The organism is Ancylobacter sp., assembly GCF_965229075.1.
Taxonomy (GTDB): domain Bacteria; phylum Pseudomonadota; class Alphaproteobacteria; order Rhizobiales; family Xanthobacteraceae; genus Ancylobacter.
Genome location: NZ_CBDDIO010000002.1, coordinates 423,404 through 441,739, shown reverse-complemented (window position 1 = coordinate 441,739; position 18,336 = coordinate 423,404). Strand labels below are relative to the sequence as shown.

The 18,336-nt window shown below is 65.5% G+C and carries 15 protein-coding genes and 1 tRNA gene; 9 read left to right on the top strand and 7 right to left on the bottom strand.

Going from position 1 to position 18,336, the window contains the following annotated elements:
- Positions 1 to 54: 54 nt before the first annotated feature.
- The 4 genes from rpoN to ACO07Z_RS08125 all read left to right on the top strand — a co-directional run bounded on the left by rpoN (position 55) and on the right by ACO07Z_RS08125 (position 3,418).
- On the top strand, positions 55 to 1,638 hold the full coding sequence (gene rpoN, locus ACO07Z_RS08140; RefSeq protein ID WP_421698255.1) for an RNA polymerase factor sigma-54: 1,584 nt from the start codon (positions 55 to 57) through the stop codon (positions 1,636 to 1,638).
- 194 nt (positions 1,639 to 1,832) lie between these two features.
- Positions 1,833 to 2,438 (top strand): ribosome hibernation-promoting factor, HPF/YfiA family, encoded by a 606-nt coding sequence (gene hpf / locus ACO07Z_RS08135; protein ID WP_421698254.1) that lies wholly within the window; start codon positions 1,833 to 1,835, stop codon positions 2,436 to 2,438.
- A 91-nt stretch (positions 2,439 to 2,529) separates the two neighbouring features.
- The gene (ptsN, locus tag ACO07Z_RS08130) at positions 2,530 to 2,991 is read left to right on the top strand and encodes a PTS IIA-like nitrogen regulatory protein PtsN (RefSeq protein ID WP_421698253.1); all 462 of its coding nucleotides are present in this window, start codon (positions 2,530 to 2,532) and stop codon (positions 2,989 to 2,991) included.
- A gap of 103 nt (positions 2,992 to 3,094) precedes the next feature.
- Positions 3,095 to 3,418, top strand: a complete 324-nt coding sequence (locus ACO07Z_RS08125) for a helix-turn-helix domain-containing protein (RefSeq protein WP_421698252.1) — start codon at positions 3,095 to 3,097, stop codon at positions 3,416 to 3,418.
- Positions 3,419 to 3,528: 110 nt separating this feature from the next.
- Here the strand turns inward: ACO07Z_RS08125 and ACO07Z_RS08120 are convergent, their stop codons facing one another.
- The 5 genes from ACO07Z_RS08120 to rpmH all read right to left on the bottom strand — a co-directional run bounded on the left by ACO07Z_RS08120 (position 3,529) and on the right by rpmH (position 7,827).
- Complete coding sequence (locus ACO07Z_RS08120) at positions 3,529 to 4,602, bottom strand: NAD(P)-dependent alcohol dehydrogenase (protein ID WP_421698251.1); 1,074 nt, start codon at positions 4,600 to 4,602, stop codon at positions 3,529 to 3,531.
- Between the two features lie 124 nt (positions 4,603 to 4,726).
- Entirely contained in the window at positions 4,727 to 5,401 is a 675-nt protein-coding gene (gene yihA / locus ACO07Z_RS08115; protein WP_421698250.1) for a ribosome biogenesis GTP-binding protein YihA/YsxC, read from the bottom strand.
- Positions 5,402 to 5,417: 16 nt separating this feature from the next.
- Positions 5,418 to 7,229, bottom strand: coding sequence for a membrane protein insertase YidC (gene yidC, locus ACO07Z_RS08110; protein ID WP_421698249.1), 1,812 nt, complete (start codon positions 7,227 to 7,229; stop codon positions 5,418 to 5,420).
- A complete protein-coding gene (rnpA, locus tag ACO07Z_RS08105; RefSeq protein ID WP_421698248.1) occupies positions 7,226 to 7,627 on the bottom strand; it encodes a ribonuclease P protein component in 402 nt (133 codons plus the stop codon). Before rnpA ends, yidC begins: the two co-directional genes overlap by 4 nt.
- Positions 7,628 to 7,692: 65 nt before the next feature.
- Positions 7,693 to 7,827, bottom strand: coding sequence for a 50S ribosomal protein L34 (gene rpmH / locus ACO07Z_RS08100; protein WP_013165198.1), 135 nt, complete (start codon positions 7,825 to 7,827; stop codon positions 7,693 to 7,695).
- A 421-nt stretch (positions 7,828 to 8,248) separates the two neighbouring features.
- Here rpmH and ACO07Z_RS08095 point away from each other — a divergent pair, with 421 nt between their 5' ends.
- The 3 genes from ACO07Z_RS08095 (at position 8,249) to ACO07Z_RS08085 (ending at position 11,488) form a co-directional block, all read left to right on the top strand.
- On the top strand, positions 8,249 to 9,841 hold the full coding sequence (locus ACO07Z_RS08095) for an ATP-binding protein (protein WP_421698247.1): 1,593 nt from the start codon (positions 8,249 to 8,251) through the stop codon (positions 9,839 to 9,841).
- Positions 9,842 to 9,922: 81 nt separating this feature from the next.
- Positions 9,923 to 11,227: a glycosyl hydrolase gene (locus ACO07Z_RS08090; RefSeq protein WP_421698246.1), complete on the top strand. Its 1,305-nt coding sequence runs from the start codon at positions 9,923 to 9,925 to the stop codon at positions 11,225 to 11,227.
- A 184-nt stretch (positions 11,228 to 11,411) separates the two neighbouring features.
- Positions 11,412 to 11,488 (top strand) — tRNA-Arg (locus ACO07Z_RS08085).
- Here ACO07Z_RS08085 and ACO07Z_RS08080 read toward each other — a convergent pair.
- Both ACO07Z_RS08080 and ACO07Z_RS08075 read right to left on the bottom strand, forming a co-directional pair.
- Positions 11,459 to 13,096 (bottom strand): recombinase family protein, encoded by a 1,638-nt coding sequence (locus ACO07Z_RS08080; protein ID WP_421698245.1) that lies wholly within the window; start codon positions 13,094 to 13,096, stop codon positions 11,459 to 11,461. The genes ACO07Z_RS08085 and ACO07Z_RS08080 overlap by 30 nt on opposite strands.
- Positions 13,097 to 13,134: 38 nt before the next feature.
- Positions 13,135 to 13,380 carry a hypothetical protein gene (locus ACO07Z_RS08075; protein WP_421698244.1) on the bottom strand — a complete coding sequence of 82 codons (246 nt, stop codon included), beginning with the start codon at positions 13,378 to 13,380 and terminating at the stop codon, positions 13,135 to 13,137.
- Positions 13,381 to 13,936: 556 nt separating this feature from the next.
- Between ACO07Z_RS08075 and ACO07Z_RS08070 the strand changes: the two genes are divergently transcribed.
- Together ACO07Z_RS08070 and ACO07Z_RS08065 are read left to right on the top strand one after the other, a co-directional pair.
- The gene (locus ACO07Z_RS08070; RefSeq protein ID WP_421698243.1) at positions 13,937 to 16,864 is read left to right on the top strand and encodes a hypothetical protein; all 2,928 of its coding nucleotides are present in this window, start codon (positions 13,937 to 13,939) and stop codon (positions 16,862 to 16,864) included.
- Positions 16,865 to 17,364: 500 nt separating this feature from the next.
- Entirely contained in the window at positions 17,365 to 18,189 is an 825-nt protein-coding gene (locus ACO07Z_RS08065) for a hypothetical protein (RefSeq protein WP_421698242.1), read from the top strand.
- The last annotated feature ends 147 nt before the right edge of the window (positions 18,190 to 18,336 follow it).

Here is an 18,336-nt window from a genome sequence, read left to right as displayed (position 1 = left end):
CATGGACCGGGTCCCTCCCATCGCTCTTGCCGCCGCCCGTGGAGAGTGCGCGCCATGTCGCTAGGTCCGCGTCTTGAGTTCCGTCAGACCCAGTCGCTGGTGATGACGCCGCAGCTCATGCAGGCGATCAAGCTGCTGCAGCTCTCCAATCTCGATCTCGTGGCCTATGTCGAGGCGGAGCTGGAGCGCAACCCGCTGCTGGAACGCCAGGTCGAACCGGAGGGCGAGCGCGCCGGCGAGGGCGAGGCGGACGCCGGGACGGTGCGCGAGCGCACCAGCGACGCCGATCTCGATCCCCGGGCCGATCAGGTGCATGAGCGCGAGGAGCGCGTCTCCGACTGGCTGGAGGAGCGGTTGGAGACGAGTCGCAGCGCCATCGAGGACCGGCTCGATACCGGCATGGAGAACGTCTTCCCCGACGATAACGGCCGCGAGCCGGCGGCGCCGATGCCGAGCGGCGAAGGCCCGGCCTATTCGGAATGGACCGGCGCGGGCGGCGGCGGGGCGGATGGCGAGGGCTATAATCTCGAAGCCTTCGTCTCGGCCGAGACCTCGCTTGCCGACCATCTCGAAGCCCAGCTGGTTCTGGCGGTCAGCAGCCCCGTCGAGCGCCTCATCGGCCACAACCTCATCGATCTCATCGACGAGGCCGGCTATCTCTCCGCCGACCTCGCCAGCGTGGCCGAGCGGCTCGGCGCGCCGCTCGCGACGGTGGAGAAGGTGCTGGCGGTGATCCAGGCCTTCGACCCGCCGGGCATCGGCGCGCGCTCGCTGGCCGAATGCCTCGCCATACAGCTGCGCGAGCGCAACCGCTACGATCCCTGCATGGCGGCTCTGCTCGCCCATCTCGAACTGCTGGCCCGGCGCGAATTCAACACGCTGAAGCGGGTCTGCGGCGTCGATGACGAGGACCTAGCCGAAATGGTCGGCGAGATCCGCCGGCTGAACCCCAAGCCGGGCCTTGCCTTCGGCTCCGGCATTCTTCAGCCGGTGGTGCCCGACGTGTTCGTGCGCGGCAGCGCCGACAATTGGCTGGTGGAGCTCAATTCCGAGACCCTGCCGCGGGTGCTCGTCAACCAGGCCTATTATTCCCGGGTGCAGAAGATTACCCGCAACGAGCGCGAAAAGGCCTTTCTCTCCGACTGCATGCAGACGGCGACCTGGCTCACCCGCTCGCTCGACCAGCGCGCCCGCACCATTCTCAAGGTGGCGACCGAGATCGTGCGCCAGCAGGATGCGTTCCTGACGCTGGGCGTGCAGCATCTGCGCCCGCTGAACCTGCGCATGGTGGCCGACGCCATCGGCATGCATGAATCTACGGTCTCACGCGTTACCTCCAACAAATACATGGCGACGCCGCGTGGAATCTTCGAGATGAAGTATTTCTTCTCGTCGTCTATTTCATCTTCTGACGGTGGCGAGGCGCATTCGGCGGAATCGGTGCGCTTCCGCATCAAGCAGATGATCGAGGCGGAGAGCCCGGACGACGTGCTGTCCGACGACACGTTGGTGCAGCGACTGCGCGAGGCGGGCATCGACATCGCCCGTCGTACGGTGGCAAAATACCGTGAGGCCATGCGTATTCCCTCCTCGGTCCAGCGCCGGCGCGAGAAGCAGGCGGCGGTGGCCGGGGGCTGAGAAGCGCGGTGCCTCGGCGTGCGAGGCGGCTTCACACAAGCTTCACGTACGCTGTCCACCGCTTCTCGTTGACACTTTCCTTTCCGGCTCATACCTCTTAGTGGCACCGGCCGGGCATGTTAGGGAGTTCGGGCAGGGCGAGGGGCGAATTCGCGAACGCTTCCCGACCCGCCCCAGCAGAAGGACGAGTCACGATGCCGCTGCGGGTTTCAGGAAAAAATCTCGACGTGGGCGAGGCTCTCAGGCAGCGCGTTTCCGATCGCGTCGCCGGGGCGATGGACAAGTACTTCGACGGTGGCTGGTCCGGCCACGTCACGGTCGCCCGCGAGGGGTCCGGCTATCGCGCGGATTGCGCGCTGCATCTCGACAGCGGGACAGTGCTGCAGGCCCATGCCGATGCGCAGGACCCCTATGCCAGCGCCGATGCCGCCGTGGAGCGGATTGAGACGCGGCTCCGCCGCTACAAGAGCCGGGTCAAGCGCCGCCTCGCCAATGGCGAGAATGCCGCCGAGCCCGCCGCTGGCGGCGAGACCGTGCCGCTCACCGTGTTCTCCGCCCCCGACCATGAGGACGCCGAGCCGACGGAAGGCTGGTGCCCGACCGTGGTGGCCGAGGCGACGGCGACGCTGCCGCGCCTCTCGGTGAGCAACGCGGTGCTTGAGCTCGACTTCACCGGCGCCACCGCTCTGGTGTTCCGCCATGCCGGTCATGGCCGCATCAACGTCGTTTACCGGCGCGGGGACGGGCATGTCGGCTGGGTGGACCCGCCGGCCAGCGCCCAGGCGGAAGACGTCCATTGATCCCCCGACCTCATGGGAAGCGCGCGGCCGCTGCGGCGGTTCGCGCGCTTCGTCTCGCCCCGACCCGGATCGCCACGCCGCGGATCGTTTCATGGCTCTGATCGACATTCTGTCACCGTCCGCGGTGTTTCCGACTCTCAAGGTCGGCAGCAAGAAACAGGCCCTGCAGGAGCTTTCCGCCCATGCGGCGGCGCTGCTCAAGCGGGACGAGCGCGAGATTTTCGAAACGCTGAACCAGCGCGAGCGCCTCGGCTCCACCGGGGTGGGCAATGGCATCGCCATCCCGCACGGCAAGCTGGCGAAGATGGACCGGCTGTTCGGCATGTTCGCCCGGCTGGAGCGGCCGATCGACTTCGAATCGCTCGATGGCGAGCCGGTCGACCTCATCTTCCTGCTGCTGGCGCCGGAATCGGCGGGCGCCGATCATCTTAAGGCGCTGGCGCGGGTGGCGCGGCTGCTGCGCGACCCCGAGGTCGCGCGCAAGCTGCGCCAGTGCCGCGACGCGCAGGCGATCCACGCCCTGCTCACCGGCGCGCCGGCCGACGCGGTGTGACGCCATTGCGGCGGCGCCCGCCCGGTGCCGCTATGGGCGGGTGACATCAACGCCCGCCGCCCTACCTCATCCGGGTCAGACCCCGTCGTTCAGGAGGCCCGCCATGCCCGAGACCCTTCCCGCCAGCCTCGCCCTTTCCGCCGGCCAGTGCCGGGCCGCGCGTGCCCTTCTGGGCTGGAGCGCGGCGGAACTGGCGCAGAAGGCGCGGGTCACGGCGGAGTGGCTGGAGCGGTTCGAGCGCGGCGGCGAGGCGGTCGACGATTTCGACCCCTCGGAGGCCGAGCGCGTGCTGCGCGCGCTGGAAGAGGGCGGCGTGGAACTTCTCGCCCCCGGCCAAGCCAGTAGCGGCGGCGGAGCGGGCCTGCGCATCCGCCAGCAGGGCGGCTATATCCCCACCGATCGGCTCAGCTCCGCCAATGATGGCTGACGCGTCATCCCGGACGGTCCGACGGACCGATCCGGGATCGTTCGCAGAAGGCGATCACGCGATCCCGGCTCTTCGCTGCGCTGTGGCCGGGACGGTTCCACCATGCGGTACTACGGCGTGATCGCCACCTTCAGCACCCCGTCGCGCTGATGCGAGAACAGGTCGTAGGCGGCCTCGATGTCGTCCAGCTTGAAGCGATGCGTCACCAGCGGCTTCAGGTCCACCCGGCCGGAGGCGATCACGTCGATCAGCCGGCGCATGCGCTCCTTGCCGCCGGGGCAGAGCGTGGTGACGATCTTGTTGTCGCCGAGGCCGGCGGAAAAGGCGCCGAGCGGGATCTTGAGATCGGTGGAATAAACGCCGAGCGAGGATAGGGTCCCGCCGGGGCGCAACACTTTCAGCGCGCTTTCGAAGGTGTGCTGGGTGCCCAGCGCCTCGATGGCGACATCGACGCCGCGCCCGTCGGTCAGCGCCAGAATCTGCTCCACCACATCGCCCTGCTTGAAGTCCACCACGTCGCTGCAGCCGAGCTGCCGGGCGATGGCGAGGCGTTCCGGCACGGTGTCGACGCCGATGATGCGGGTGGCGCCCTTGAGCTTGGCGCCGGCGACCGCACACAGGCCGATGGGGCCGAGAGCGAACACCGCGACGATGTCGCCGATCTGCACCGCGCCGCTCTCCGCGCCGGAGAAGCCGGTGGACATGATGTCCGGGCACATCAGCACTTCTTCATCGGTCAGCGCGTCCGGTACCGGGGCGAGATTGGCGAGGGCATCAGGCACCAGCACATATTCCGCCTGGGTACCGTCGATGGTGTTGCCGAACTTCCAACCACCCATCGGCTTGAAGCCGTGCTTCATGCCCGGCCCGTCCTGCGAGCCGCAGCCGCACAGGCAGGCATAGGAATGACCTGAGGGGGTGATGGCGCCGGCGATGACGCGCTGGCCCTCGCTGTAGCCGGTCACGGCTGAGCCGAGCTTCTCGATCACGCCCACCGGCTCATGGCCGATAGTGAGACCCCTGGCGACGGGATACTCGCCTTTGAGGATGTGCACATCGGTGCCGCAGATGGTGGTGGTGGTGACACGCACCAGCGCGTCGAGCGGCCCGACATCGGGAATCGGCTTTTCGTCGAGGACGATTCGGCCGGGTTCGACGAAGATGGCGGCTTTCATCTTGGGCATCGCAAGCTCCTGCGGTTGACGCGCGCGACCTTCGCGCGCCCGACAGGGTGCGGCCATGACAGGGGTCAAAAGCCGGCGATCAAACCCTGCGGGGCGTTAACGCGCCAATCCGCAGGAAGATGCCTCAGCGCACGCCGCGCTCGGCCATCAGCCGGATCACCGCCGCGCGCAGCTCGCCAATGCCGCTGCCGTCGCGGCTGGAGGTGGGAAAGACGAGTGGGAAGGCCGCCGGACGCCGGGCGAGGCCGGCCTGCGTCTCTTCCACGCGCTGCGCCAGCTCTGCGGGCTTCAACTGGTCGGCCTTGGTCAGCACGACGGCATAGGAGACGGCCGCCTTGTCGAGCCCGTCCAGCACCTCGCGGTCGATCGGCTTCAGCCCATGGCGGGAATCGATCAGCACGAAGACGCGGGCGAGATTGGCGCGTCCGCGCAGATAGGCATGCACGGTGGCGGTCCAGGCGTCGACCTTGTCCTTCGGTGCCTTGGCGAAGCCATAGCCGGGCATGTCGACCAGGGTGAGGTCCGGGCCGAGGCCGAAGAAGATCAGTTCCTGCGTGCGGCCGGGCGTCACCGAGGTGCGGGCCAGCGCCTTGCGCCCGGTCAGCGCGTTGACGAGGCTCGACTTGCCGACATTGGAGCGGCCGGCCAGCGCGATTTCGATCGTGCGCATGGGCGGCAGCGTGGCGATGGTCGGCGCCGCCGAGAGGAAGGTCCACTCGCCGGCGAAGAGGCGTCGCCCGGCCTCGATCTCGTCGGGCGTGAAGGCCGACGCGGCGGACGTGTCGTCGGCCTGTTCCATGGTGTGCGCGCCTTCCTCAGCCGGCCTTGGGCTTCTTCTTGCGGACGAAGGTGCTTTTCACATTGTCCCACAATTCGATCTTCACGCCGTTCTTGCGCATGATGATCGACTGCTGGATCACCGACAGGGTGTTGTTCCACGCCCAGTAGATGACGAGACCGGAGGCGAAGGAGGCCAGCATGAAGGTGAAGACCAGCGGCATCCAGTCGAAGATCATCTTCTGAGTCGGGTCCGGCGGGGCCGGGTTGAGCTTCATCTGCGCCCACATCGTGCAGCCCATAATGATCGGCCAGATGCCGAGCATGAGGAAGTGCCCGATGACGGGAACCGAACCCGGATCCCAGGGAATGAGGCCGAACAGGTTGAAGATGGTCGTCGGGTCGGGCGCCGACAGGTCGCGGATCCAGCCGAAGAACGGCGCGTGCCGCATTTCGATGGTGACGAACAGCACCTTATAGAGGGCGAAGAAGACGGGGATCTGGATCAGGATCGGAAGGCAGCCCGCGACCGGGTTGATCTTCTCCTTCTTGTAGATCTCCATCATCTCCTGCTGGAGCTTGACGCGGTCGTCGCCATAGCGCTCGCGCAGCGCCTGGATCTCCGGCTGCACCGCCTTCATCTTCGCCATCGAGGCGTAGCTCTTATTGGCGAGCGGGAAGAAGATGCCCTTGAGCAGCACGGTGACGACGAGGATGGCGACACCGAAATTGCCGACGAAGCGGTAGATCCAGTCGATGACCAGGAACAGCGGCTTGGTGATGAAATAGAACCAGCCCCAGTCGATCAGCAGGTCGAAGCGGTCGATATTGTACTGCCGCTGATAGCCGTCGACGAGCTGCACCACCTTGGCGCCGGCGAACAGGCGGCCGTCGGTGGAGGCCTTGGCGCCGGGCGCCACGGTGACGGCGTCGCCGAGGAAATCGGTCTGGTAGGTCAGGTCGTTGCCGGACTGCGCGGCGGAGAAGCGCGCCTGCACCTTTTCCTGGGAGCCGGGAATGACGGTGGCGGCCCAGTACTTGTCGGTGATGCCGAGCCAGCCGCCGACCGAGGGGAAGGTCTCGGCCTTCTTCTCGGCGATGTCCTTGTACTTGATCTCGTGCAGGCCGCCTTCCGAGGTCACCCCGATCAGGCCCTCATGCAGGATGTAGTAGCCGAGCGTGTGCGGAGTGCCGTGGCGCGAGACCAGCGCATAGGGATGCAGCGCCACCGGATTGGCGGTGGCGTTGTCCACCTCGTCCAGCACATGGAACATGTAGTTGGCGTCGATGGTCAGCGTGCGGCGGAAGGTGAGGCCGGCGCCATTGTCCCAGGTGAGGACCAGCGGCGTCTCCGGCGTCAGGCGCGCACCTTCCGGCGCGGTCCACACCGTGTCGGCGCCAGGCACCGCAACGTTGGAGCCGGCGCCCGGCACCCAGCCGAATTCGGCATAGAACGGGTTCGGCCCGCCCGAGGGCGAGAGCAGCACGATGATCGGGCTGCTGTTGTCGACGGTCTCGTGATAGCCCTTGAGCGACAGGTCGTCGATCCGGCCGCCCTTCAGCGCCACCGAACCGATGACGCTCGGCGTCTCGATGGCGACGCGCGGCGAGCGCGCCAGCGCTTCCGCCCGGCTCAGCGCACGCGGCGGCGTCGCCGCCGGGGCCGGGGCGGCGGTGCCGGGGGCCGGGGCCTGCGAGCCGGCCGCGCCGGGGGCCTGCTGGGCCGCCTGCTGCTGGGCCTGCTGGCGCTGCTGTTCCATCTGCGGCACGCCGGAGAAGAACTGCCAGGCAATGAGCACCGCCATCGACATGACGATGGCGAGGATCATGTTGCGGTTTTCGGACGTCATGGCAGGGGCTCTCCGTCGGCGCGCGGCGGGCGTTGCGCGGCGTCGGCGCGCGCAGGCTTGGGCGGGCGCCGGCTTCCTGAGTGAAGGCGGGCGATACCCCGCTCTATGTCGTGGATAAGGGCACTGAACGGCGTGCCGAGCGCAGCGCGCCGGGCGACGATCACATAGTCGAAACCGTCCTGGGCGGCGCGTGGCAAGGCGTCGCGGACTGCCGCGCGCAGGCGGCGGCGGATGCGGTTTCGTTCGACGGCATTGCCGTGCTTTTTGGTGACGGTGAGCCCGATACGGGCCGGCGCCTGGTCGGCGCGATCGCGGCCCTGAAGCAGGAGCGGGCCGGAATTGGCGCGCAGCGCGGACGCTGCGGCCAGGAAGTCCTTGCGCTTGACGAGCCGGTCCATGGTAGGGCGCCGATCCTCAGGCAACAGAGGGGCGCGCCCCAGCCATGTGGGGTCGAAAAGCTCGGTCAGGCCGACAGGCGCTTGCGGCCATGGGCCCGGCGCGCATTGATGATCTTGCGGCCGTTGCGGGTCGCCATGCGCGCACGGAAGCCGTGCCGGCGGGCGCGCACGAGCTTGCTCGGTTGATAAGTGCGCTTCACGGTTCTCTCTCCGCTTGTTCGATCTGCCACCCTTCCGCCGGACGTTTCCCTTTCCGGCGCGCCACGGAGCCAGCCGGGGCCAAGAAGCGCAGATGCAGGAGACTTCCAACGGCGGGTAGCCGTGGGTTGGCCGGCTTATAGGGGGCGCTCCCGCCCGAGTCAATGCGCCAATGCCACGCGAGCCCGCCAATCCACGGGCCCCCGCGACAGCCGCTCCTCAGCCGGCGGGCTCCGCCGCCTCTGGCAACCGCGTCCCGCGACCTTACATGAATGTGATCGGTCGTGGCAGGCGAGCCGGCGAGGGGGGAGGGAGCGCGCTTTCCTGATCCGCCGTCGTTTCCGCGCCGTAATCCTTTCGTCCGATGCGGCGCATTCGCGGACCAAACACCGTGATGTGAAGGCGGAAAGAGCACTGTTGGGTATGACGAAGCACTCGCAAGCCGGGACCGATGGCGTCGCCGTGCCCGCCCTGCCGGCGGGCGAGGCCGCGCGGCCGGAAGGCCGGCGCCTCGCGGGCGGGGCGGGGGAGATTCGCGCGTCCGGCGACCGCGCCGCGCCGGGGCCGGAAGCGCGCCGTGGCTTTCATCTCGGCCTTTCCGGCAAGCTGCTGGCCTTCACCCTTGCCTTTGTGCTGTTGGCGGAGGTGCTGATTCTGGTGCCGGCGGTCGCGGCGTTCCGGCTCAACTGGCTCTCCGACCGGCTGGCCTCCGCCCGCACCGCCGCGCTGGTGCTGGACGCCGCCCCGGACGGCATGATCTCGCCACAGCTGACGCAGGAACTGCTGCGCAGCGTCGGCGCCATCACCGTGGCGCTCAAGCGCGACGACACGCGCCGGCTGCTCGCCTCGTCCGACATGCCGCCGGAAGTCGACCACCACGCGGATGTGCGCGATGTCGGGCCGGTGCAGGCGGTGCGCGAAGCCTTCGACACGCTGCTGGCGCCGGATGGGCGCATCATCCGCGCCGTCGGCACCCCGCCGCGCGGCGACGGCTTCGTCGAGATCGTCATCAGCGAAACTCCGCTGCGCAAGGCGATGCTGCGCTTCACCGGCAATGTACTGCTGGTGTCGCTGGTCATCGCCGCGCTCACCGGCGCGCTGGTCTATCTCGGCCTCGCCTGGATGTTCGTGCGGCCGATGCGCCGCCTCACCCAGCGCATGGTCGCCTTCCGCCTCAACCCGGCGCTGCCCGTGCTGGAGCGCGACGACGACCGGCGGATGGACGAGATCGGCCAGGCCGAGCGCGAACTCACCACCATGCAGCGCCAGATCGCCGAGACGTTGCAGCAGAAGAACCATCTCGCCGCGCTTGGCCTCGCCGTGTCGAAGATCAATCACGACCTGCGCAACCTGCTGGCCTCGGTGCAGCTGATTTCCGATCGCCTGGCCGACATACGCGACCCGGCGGTGCAGCGATTCGCGCCCAAGCTGGAAGCGGCGCTGGACCGCGCCATCGCCTATTGCGAGCACACGCTGGCCTATGGCAAGGCGCAGGAACCGCCGCCGGAGCGTCGCATGGTGGCGCTGGGCCCGCTGGTGGCCGAGGTGCGCGATACGCTCGGCCTCGGCACGGGTGAAGACGGCACCGGCATTGGCTTCGTCGAATCGATCGACCGCGATCTCATGGTCGATGCCGATCCCGACCAGCTGTTCCGGGTGCTGCTCAATCTCTGCCGCAACGCGGCCGAGGCGCTGCGCGGGCGGGCGCCCAACGATGTCGCCCGCGACCAGATCCGCATCACCGGCCGGCGCGAGGGCGCCATCGTCATCATCGAGGTCGCCGATACCGGCCCCGGCGTGCCGGAACGGGCGCGGGCGCATCTGTTCGAGGCGTTCCAGGGTTCGGTCAGCCGGGGCGGCACCGGGCTCGGCCTCGCCATCGCCGCCGAGCTGATGCAGGCCCATGGCGGCGATCTGCAGCTGGTCCCCGGCACCATCGGCGCTACCTTCCAGTTGCGGGTGCCCGACCGGCCGGTCGATCTCGATGCCCATCGCGCGCTGCGCGCCTTCGGCTGAGGCGGGGGCGCGCGCTCCCACTCTGCGAAAGGACGCGATGTGAACCGACGCCATTCCTCGCTTCACTCCTGGCGCCACGGATTGAACCGCCGGACGCTGCTTGCGGGCCTCGTCGTCTCGCTGCCATTGGTGGCGGGCTCCGGCGCCACGGCGCAGCCCAATCTCTCCGCGCCGGTGATTCCCGGCACACCGGGCGCGAAACCGGTGCAGGTGACGGTGGAGGGGCGGAACCTCCTCGTCGACGGCCAGCCCTTCGCCGTGCGTGGCGTCGCCGGGGATGGGCCGCTGGCGCTGCTGCCGGGCCTCGGCGCCACCACCGTGCGCAGCTATGGCGAGGACCCCGGCCCGCTGCTCGACGCGGCCGGCACGCTGGGGATGAAGGTGATTGCCGGCCTGTGGGTCGGCCAGCCGCGGCAGGGCGCCGATTACACCGACGCCGCCTTCCGCGCCCGCCAGCTCGCCGAGCTGGAGGCCGTGGTGACCAAGTATCGCGACCATCCCGCTTTGCTGATGTGGGGCATCGGCAATGAGGTGGAGGTCGACCTTGCCGATGATTCGGCGGTGTGGCCTGTCATCGAGGAGGTGGCGGCCATGGTCGCCCGCGTCGATCCCGCCCATCCTCCGCTCGCGGTGCTGGCGGAAACCGGCAGCGACAAGGTGGAAAAGCTGCGCCGCGCTGCCCCCAGCATCAAGGTGCTTGGCCTTAATTCCTATGGCGACGCCCTCTATTCCGTGACGGAGCGGGCGCGCAAGCAGGGCTGGGACGGGCCGATCATCATCACCGAGCTGGGCGCGCTCGGCCAATGGCAGGCGGCGCACGCGCCCTGGGGCGCGCCCTTCGAGCCGAGCTCGACCCAGAAGGCGATCCAGCTGCGCCGCTATCTCGCGGCCCTGGACGAGCAGGGGGCCGGCGCCATCCTCTTCCTCTGGGGCCAGAAGCAGGAGGTGACGCCGAGCTGGCACAGCCTGCTGCTGCCCGATGGCGTGTGGCTGGAAGCGGCGGAAGCCATGGCGCAGGCTTGGGGCGGGGAGCCGCCGGGCGGAAACCAGGCGCCGCGCATCGCCTCGTTGCGGGTGGCGGGCGACCCGAGCGCCCCTTTCGCCCGTTGGAGCGCGGACGAGGAAGGCGCCTTCACCCTCGACGCCGTCGAGCCCGATGGCGACCTGATGGAGGTGCGCTGGTTCGTCATGGCCGAAAGCGCCGATCGCGGCATTGGCGGCGATGCCGAACAGGTGCCTCCCGTCTTCCCCGAGGCGGTGCGCCAGAGCGGACCCAGCGGCGCCCGCGTCTCCGGCCTCACACCGGGTGCTTACCGGATTTTCGTGGAATTGCGCGACGGCAAGGGCGCCGGCGCCACCGCCAACATGCCGTTCGAGGTGCGGTGAGGCGGGTGCTCCCGGGGGCCTGGGCCGCCGCCGGCGACACGTTCGGCCTGTGGATAGTTTCGTTCGGCGTCGCTGCCGCTTGCAATGCCCGCGCAAACGGGGTAGCAGACGGGCCCTCGCGGTTGGTCATCCACTTCGGTGTCCACCGGCCGCGAACAGGCTTCCCGCTCCGGCGGAAAGCCGGGCGCCCGTAGCTCAGCTGGATAGAGCACCAGACTACGAATCTGGGGGTCAGAGGTTCGAATCCTTTCGGGCGCGCCACTTCCGTACAAAACCGCGAACACCCGGCTGGGTGGCGCGGTCGGCGAGTACGGCCCTTTCCAGCACCGACCTTGACCCCTGGATCCGCACGACGTGCTGGTCGACTTCGACCGCGTCGATAAGCGACCGCAGATAGGCTTTGCGGAACGGCACATCGCCCTCTGTGATGTTTGACCGCATGAGCTGCCCGAACCGGGCAAGCTTGGCCGGATCAAGCCGGCTTGCGGCTGCACCCTGATTCTCAATCCGCTCCAGCGCCGAATGTGCACGGTCCCGATCTGCCTTGAGCTTGGCAATCTGCTCCTTGAGCATATCGTCGGGCTCAGTGATGCCGTCGGAGACAAGCTGGTAGAGCCGCCGCAGCTTGTCTTCCGCCGTCGTTCTTTCGCGAGAGAGTTCATCGATCCGCGCCTGGACCTCAGCATCGGCTTTCACCCGCCGGTCAACGACGGACTTTAGCAGCGCCTCCAACCGCTCGGGCATCAGGACGCGTTCAGCGACATGGCGTGTGACCAGATGGTCGAGCTTTTCCATCGGCACCGTTCGCCCTTTGCAGGCGGACTTGCCGACCCGGCCGGAGGTCGAGCAGCTGTAATAGCGATAGACCCTGCCGCTCTTCGAGGTGCCGGTGCGCAGCGTCATGGCGCTGCCGCAACAGGCGCAGTAGGCCAGCCCGGTCAGAAGGATCGGACCCGAGATCACCCGTGGCGGGCTGTTGTGCGGGCTTTTAGCCCTAAGTGCCTTCTGTACCTTGTCGAAGGTGCGGCGATCGAGGATGGCCGGCACCGAGATCGGGATAACCTCGTGCTGAGGCTTCACCTGCCCCGTCTTGGAACTGCGCTTGTTAAAGCTCCACTCCCCGACATAAACGGGATTGGTCAGAATGCCGTGGATGGTGCCAACGCCGTATCGGGCACCGAGGCGGGTGCGGTGGCCCTTCGCATTGAGATGCTTGGTTATCTCCTTGATGCCCATGGGGCCGGATGTGCCATCTCCCTGCAGGTAGAGATCGAACATCAGCCGCACCAGCTCGGCCTCCACGGGATCGACGACGATCCGTTTTTTGATGCGATGGCCGCGCTTCTCGACCTCTTCAAGGGTGAAACCAAGCGGCAGGCGGGAGCCGTTATAGAAACCCTGCCGGGCGTTCTCTTTCATAGCCCGCAGCACGTGCTTGGCGTTCTCGCGGGACTGGTACTCATCGAATAGGGCGATGACCTGCCGCATCATGACCTGGGCCGGATCATCCCCGAGCTCCTGGGTGATGGAGACGAGCCGCACGCCGTGCTTCGCGAGGCGGCGGATGTACATCTCCAGCCCAAAGGCATCGCGGAAGAACCGGCTGAAGCTATGGACGACGATAACGTCGAAGGGCCGATCGTCATCGCTGGCCCGCTCGATCATCCGCTGGAATTCGTGCCGGCTGTCGTCCATCGCCGACGCACCGGGCTCCACATACTCCGCCACAACGGACCAGCCCTGCCGCTCGCAATAGGCAGCGGTCTGGAGGCGCTGGTCTGGGATGGACAGGTCAACGTCGGCCTGCCGCGTGGTAGAAACGCGGAGATAGAGGGCGGCCCGGCTGGTGATCGGCAAGGTTACGTTCATGGCACAATCGCTTCCCTCAGGTCCCTTCGGCAGCACCGTCACCTCAGCAGCGCATCAATCTCCTGCCTGAGGAAGGCTTCGACAACATCGACCTCGTCAGGTGTGATCGGAACGTTCGACGGCCAGTCGTCGGTGACATGCGCGACCTTGGAATCATGCTCGACGGAGTCAGCGGGCGCAAGGTTTTGCTTAGCATCTCGAATGACGCGCACATCCCAGTGCGGGATCTTTGAGAGCGGTGCGCCAGCCAAGCTCGCAGCTGGCGATGGAGCATCGCTGCCCACACTGTATATTCTCTTCTGACGAAACGGACGCGAGTGGCGCATGCGCGGAGGATCACGGGCATCCCCCACTTGGCCAAGGCGCCAATTCTACGCCGCAGAACAACTGCGTGCAGCAGCGCAAAAATACTTGTCAGATGCGGCGGGGGAGTCTTTCCTAAGATACGCTTGGCGGACCGGCCTAGCGGCAACGACCCATACTTGGCGTTCGCCTGCCCTTGCAGCGAAGTCTGCTTTGCGCCCCGATTCCAACCGTTCAGGTCGTTATGGCGATTTCCCAAAAGCTGCCCTCCGCGTTGCAGCCAGAGCGTCATCGCCTTCACAGTGGGGCCACCGTCCCAGTATCTACGCAGTTTGCGGTATGGGTATTTTAGGTTCGGTCCCGTGAGCCCCGATAAAACGTGGGGTTCATGGGGGACATGCAGGATTTCAAAGAAGGGCATCCATAGTGGCGAATGTTGGTGTGCCTGTTTTTTCGTTTGACGGAAGAGGTTAAGCTCAGCGAATGGTCGGAAACCGAATCTCCCTTCGCAAGTACATTCGTTTCCAGCTCGAGCAGATGAGCGCATCCAACGAGCATCACCGCTTTGAGGATCTCGCCTTCGAATTGTCGAGACTGCGGATCGCCTCGAACGTAGTACGCGCCACCGGCCCGGTGCAGGCAGGGGGCGATCAAGGGCGGGACTTCGAGACCTACCGCACCTATCTGAGCAGATCTCCGATCGGCGGCAGCTCCTTCGTCGCCAGGGCTTCGGACGAGACGATCGTGTTCGCTTGCACGCTGAACAAGGCCATTGAGGCCAAGGTGAAATCGGATCTTGCGACGATCTTCGGCGGCTATGATCGGCCGGACGCGGTGACCTATCTCTGCGCGCCTGACGTTCCGGTTGCGATGCGTCACAAATTGCAGGATCACTGCCAGGCCCAATACGATGCAAAGCTGACGCTACTCGATGGGCAGACGATCTCGGACATGCTGACCGATCCCGACACATTCTGGATCGCCGAGGAATTCCTGTCGGTTCCGGCCGAGCTCTTCCCGCCGGTCGTGGTGGACGAGGAATACCAAGCCCTGAAGGAGAAATGGTTGGCCGAGCCACTGGACGGTGGGCCCTCCAACATAGCCGAGTTCCTCGAGATCAAACGCGGGATGCGCCGAGCCACTTTCGAGCAGAACGCCAGGCCCGATCTCGATCGGTGGATCAGGCGAATGGAGCCTCTGAAAGATATCCCGGGGCTGCGACGCAAGGTTATCTACGAGATCGCCGTCGCCACCCTGCGCGGGAAGGGCTTCCTCGATGCTGAGGACGGGGCGCTCGGCGAGTACTTCTCGACCCTGCCGATCGATGCGCCGCTCGAGGACATCGAGGACATCGTCTATCTCGCCTCTTACACCTCGACAGCACGGGCGCTTGGTAACCTTCGTGGTGCGACCGATGAGGTCGACGGCTGGGTCGGAGAGGCGGCAGAGGCGGTCGATCGAGGCCTGCAGCTCCATGCCGCGCGGTCCAGCCAGTTCCGGCTCCTCAGCCTGCGCGGCCAAGTCGAGATGATGGACTTCTGGCACCACGGCGCGACCGAGGCCGCGGGCAAGGCCATATCGACATGGAAGCGTGCTGCCGACATTGCGGCGGAAGACCCATTGAGCGATGCGTCGACCCTGGCAGACCTCATCCTGATCATTGCTCCAGCACTGGGGTCGCGCACCGACTTCCAGGATCTCACCGACAAGATCGACACGTTGGTGTCGGAGCGCGAGGGCAAGGCCGCAGCAGGCGACCTGGCGCGTGACCGAGCAGTGGCATTTGCCGAATCGGGGCAGTTGCTCCTCGCCATCGATCAGTTGCAGCGAGCCAAGGAAAACTGGTTCAACGCCGAGACGCTTAGGGGATCGGTGCTCGCCATGCTTCTGCTGTCCCAGTGGTACTCGGAACTGCGCCTGCCCCATGCCGCTAGGTACCACGCCTCCATGGCGCTCTATACGATCGTCAGGGCCGACGACGATGGACTTGGTGAGATGTCTGTCCGCAGCGGGTTCTTGCTGGCGGACACGTTCTTCCTCGCCGGCGAGATGCTGAGTTACCTCGCTTGCGTTGGTCTCGTCCTGCCGATCCACTCCAGCTACCGGATTGACCCCGATGACGCCGAGCTACATGACGACTTCGCGCGTGCGATCGCGCATGGTGCGGTGATCCTCGCAACCGCGCCAGTCGTTGCGCCCGAGATCGTCCAGCGCACCAGAGCCATCGTCGATGGCTGGAACGTAGATGATGCTTACAAGGAGGCCATAGAAAAGGCGACCAAGTCGCCGCCGTGGTTCGGCATGTCGCATGATGAGGTCGTTTCCAAGCTGAAGGCGGAGATCGGTCAGGACTTCATCAACGACGCTCTGGGCGAGGTGCGCATCTCATGGAAGGCGCTGGGTCTAAAGTGGACGATACTGGCGCCGCGGCGGTTGCGCCGGCGTGCAGAGGCACTCGCTGCCACACTCCAGATTGCTCTGACCGATCTGGCCAGTACCGATCTTGTGGTGATCCCCTCGGCGGTCGAATTGCGCCTGGAGGTCGGCAGCGCCAAGTGGGATACCCGACACGAGCCAGACAACGAAAAGTTGTCGTGGGTGCTCTCACTGCCCATTGACGACGACAAATCCAACGATCCCGAAGTGCTGGAGCGCGAAGCACGATCAAGCCTTGCCTTCGTGATGCAGACCCTCCGCCAGGTCTCCGCACTTCCCCAGGAAATGCTGATGAAGGCCTTCGAAGCGCGGATGGAGCGAGGGCTCTGGAAGAAAGTCGAGTTCGTGCGGCCTCCTGGCCACCTCATGGAGGAAGCACGTGCAATGGCAGATCATGAGCGCGACGCCGGGCCCTTGACGGTTGCCGGGCCGCGCCCGTCGATCGAACCGCTTGAGCACCCACTCATGATCGGGCCGAAGGGCGACGCCGTACTCTATTCGAAGGCCAAGGCCATGGAGATGATCGCCAACCGGTACAGGAGGCTCGGGCCGTACGCCGCTCAAGTCGTGCCGGGGCTCATGCAGGTTCCGCGGATCAAGGTAATGCTGCAGGCTCAGCACGATAGAGGGATCAAGGATTGGGAGTTGATAACGATCATCCTCAACATCGCCCTGAACCAGTCAGCGAAGGCCGATCCATCGAGGATCTCGGCGGGCGGAATGGACGCATACCGCCGCGAACTGGCGGCAGCGAGTGAAGTACTTATGTCTGGTGGTGGCCCACCGTTCGACCCAGCATGGCTCAGGTCCGACGATTGGCCGATGCACGTACGTACCTTCATCATGGCTGTGACCAGTTCGTGGGGCTTGGTCAGCAATCGTCAGACACCGAATTTCGATGCCTTCAGGGTACTGCTGGAGAACCGATTTCATCATCTCGATGATGATATCCCCCACGAAAACTGGTTCGGATGGGCGGATCCCGTTGAGGCGGATCGGTCTAGCACTGAGGAAGAGCCGAGCATTTAATATGCAGGCGAACCGATTGATGCGGGACTGCACTAGCTTCAGCCCTAAGCCCATATACCCAGCGGCCTGCGTTTTGATCCCGGCCTAGTGAAGCGCTGTCTAGGCCAAAGCCACTGGCCAGACCGCCACATCACTGAAATGAGAAACGCTAACTCGAAATGTCCGCTCTTCGCCAGCCGGCTCCTATAACCGTCGGATTGGCTTCGGCGCCGATTGCACTGTCGCGCCGGTGATGGGGGTCTCCCGCAGCGATGACCGCAATGGGGTGGGTTGCGGACTGGCGGGTTTTGAGCGCGACTGGGTTCGTTGCTGACGTTCGAGACTACATACTGATCTAGGGCAAGAACCAGCCTGAGGGCTTCAGCGGCGTCATCAGATCCGCCGGTGGGGAGATAGATCGCCGCCCGCAACGCTTGCTTTTTCAGTAATCTCGGGCCACCAGTGAACCTGGACAAGGTGCATCGGCGGACAGGCGCGACCTAAAATATTGGATTAGAGCAGTGGTTAAGGTCGGCTATACAGAGTTCTCTTACGGCTACGCATTCACCGAAAACCTCATTCGGTCTTCGGCAACCGCTCCTGCTGGCGCACCTGTCTTTCCCAATCTCGTTCAAGAAGCGACCTTAGGTTACGACGTCAAAATCAACCTACCGGGTCAACCGCAGTTCTTCCAGTTCAAACTTCCGGAGCATATGAAGCGCAGTAACGCTTTCGAGCTGACCAATTACGTCTGCCCAAAGCTGTCGTCCCCGTTTTTTCGGATCGCGTTGATGCGTCGAGATCTTTCCGATCAACATGAGAACCTGCTCGATCTGGAAACGACCTATCCGAACGCGGTGTTCTACGTTGCGCCTCACCTAGCCGACACCCACCAGTTCAACAATTCCTACAACAAAGCCGAGGTCGCCAAAGACTCCGTCTACATATCCCCTCAGGACATCGGTCCACTACCCGACGACAAGGTTCATACCATCGCTTACAACGCGAGCCTGAATGTCGCATATTTCTGCTCGAAACCACGCGAAATTCCGGCAAAATCATTCTCCGACATTGAGAAGACAATTACGGGCCGTTTGGCAGCAGCGACCGCCCCGATCAGTAGAACCGCTGCGGAAGTTAGGAGTGCCGTGATGGAATTCGCCACCCCTGTTATGCGAGACGCGGCCGCGAGACTGGAACAGGGCGTTCTTGCGAGGGCGGCGGCGACAACCGTGACCGCAACCCTTGATCCACTTGTTGTGAAAACCACTGCCGATATTCTGATTGCTCGCGAGGTTTCCCGGATCAGCCTCGGTCTGGATTTGGTGTTTGCGCAACTAGGTTGAGATCTGGACGGCTGTGGTCAGATGAATTCCGCGACCATGTTGAGACTCCGCAGTCACTTTTCATGTTCGAAGACGTGGGGAATGACTATCAACTCGTCTGCCGCTGCTTGCCCCACCAGCGTCGCAATACCCGTCTTTGCTGTCTCA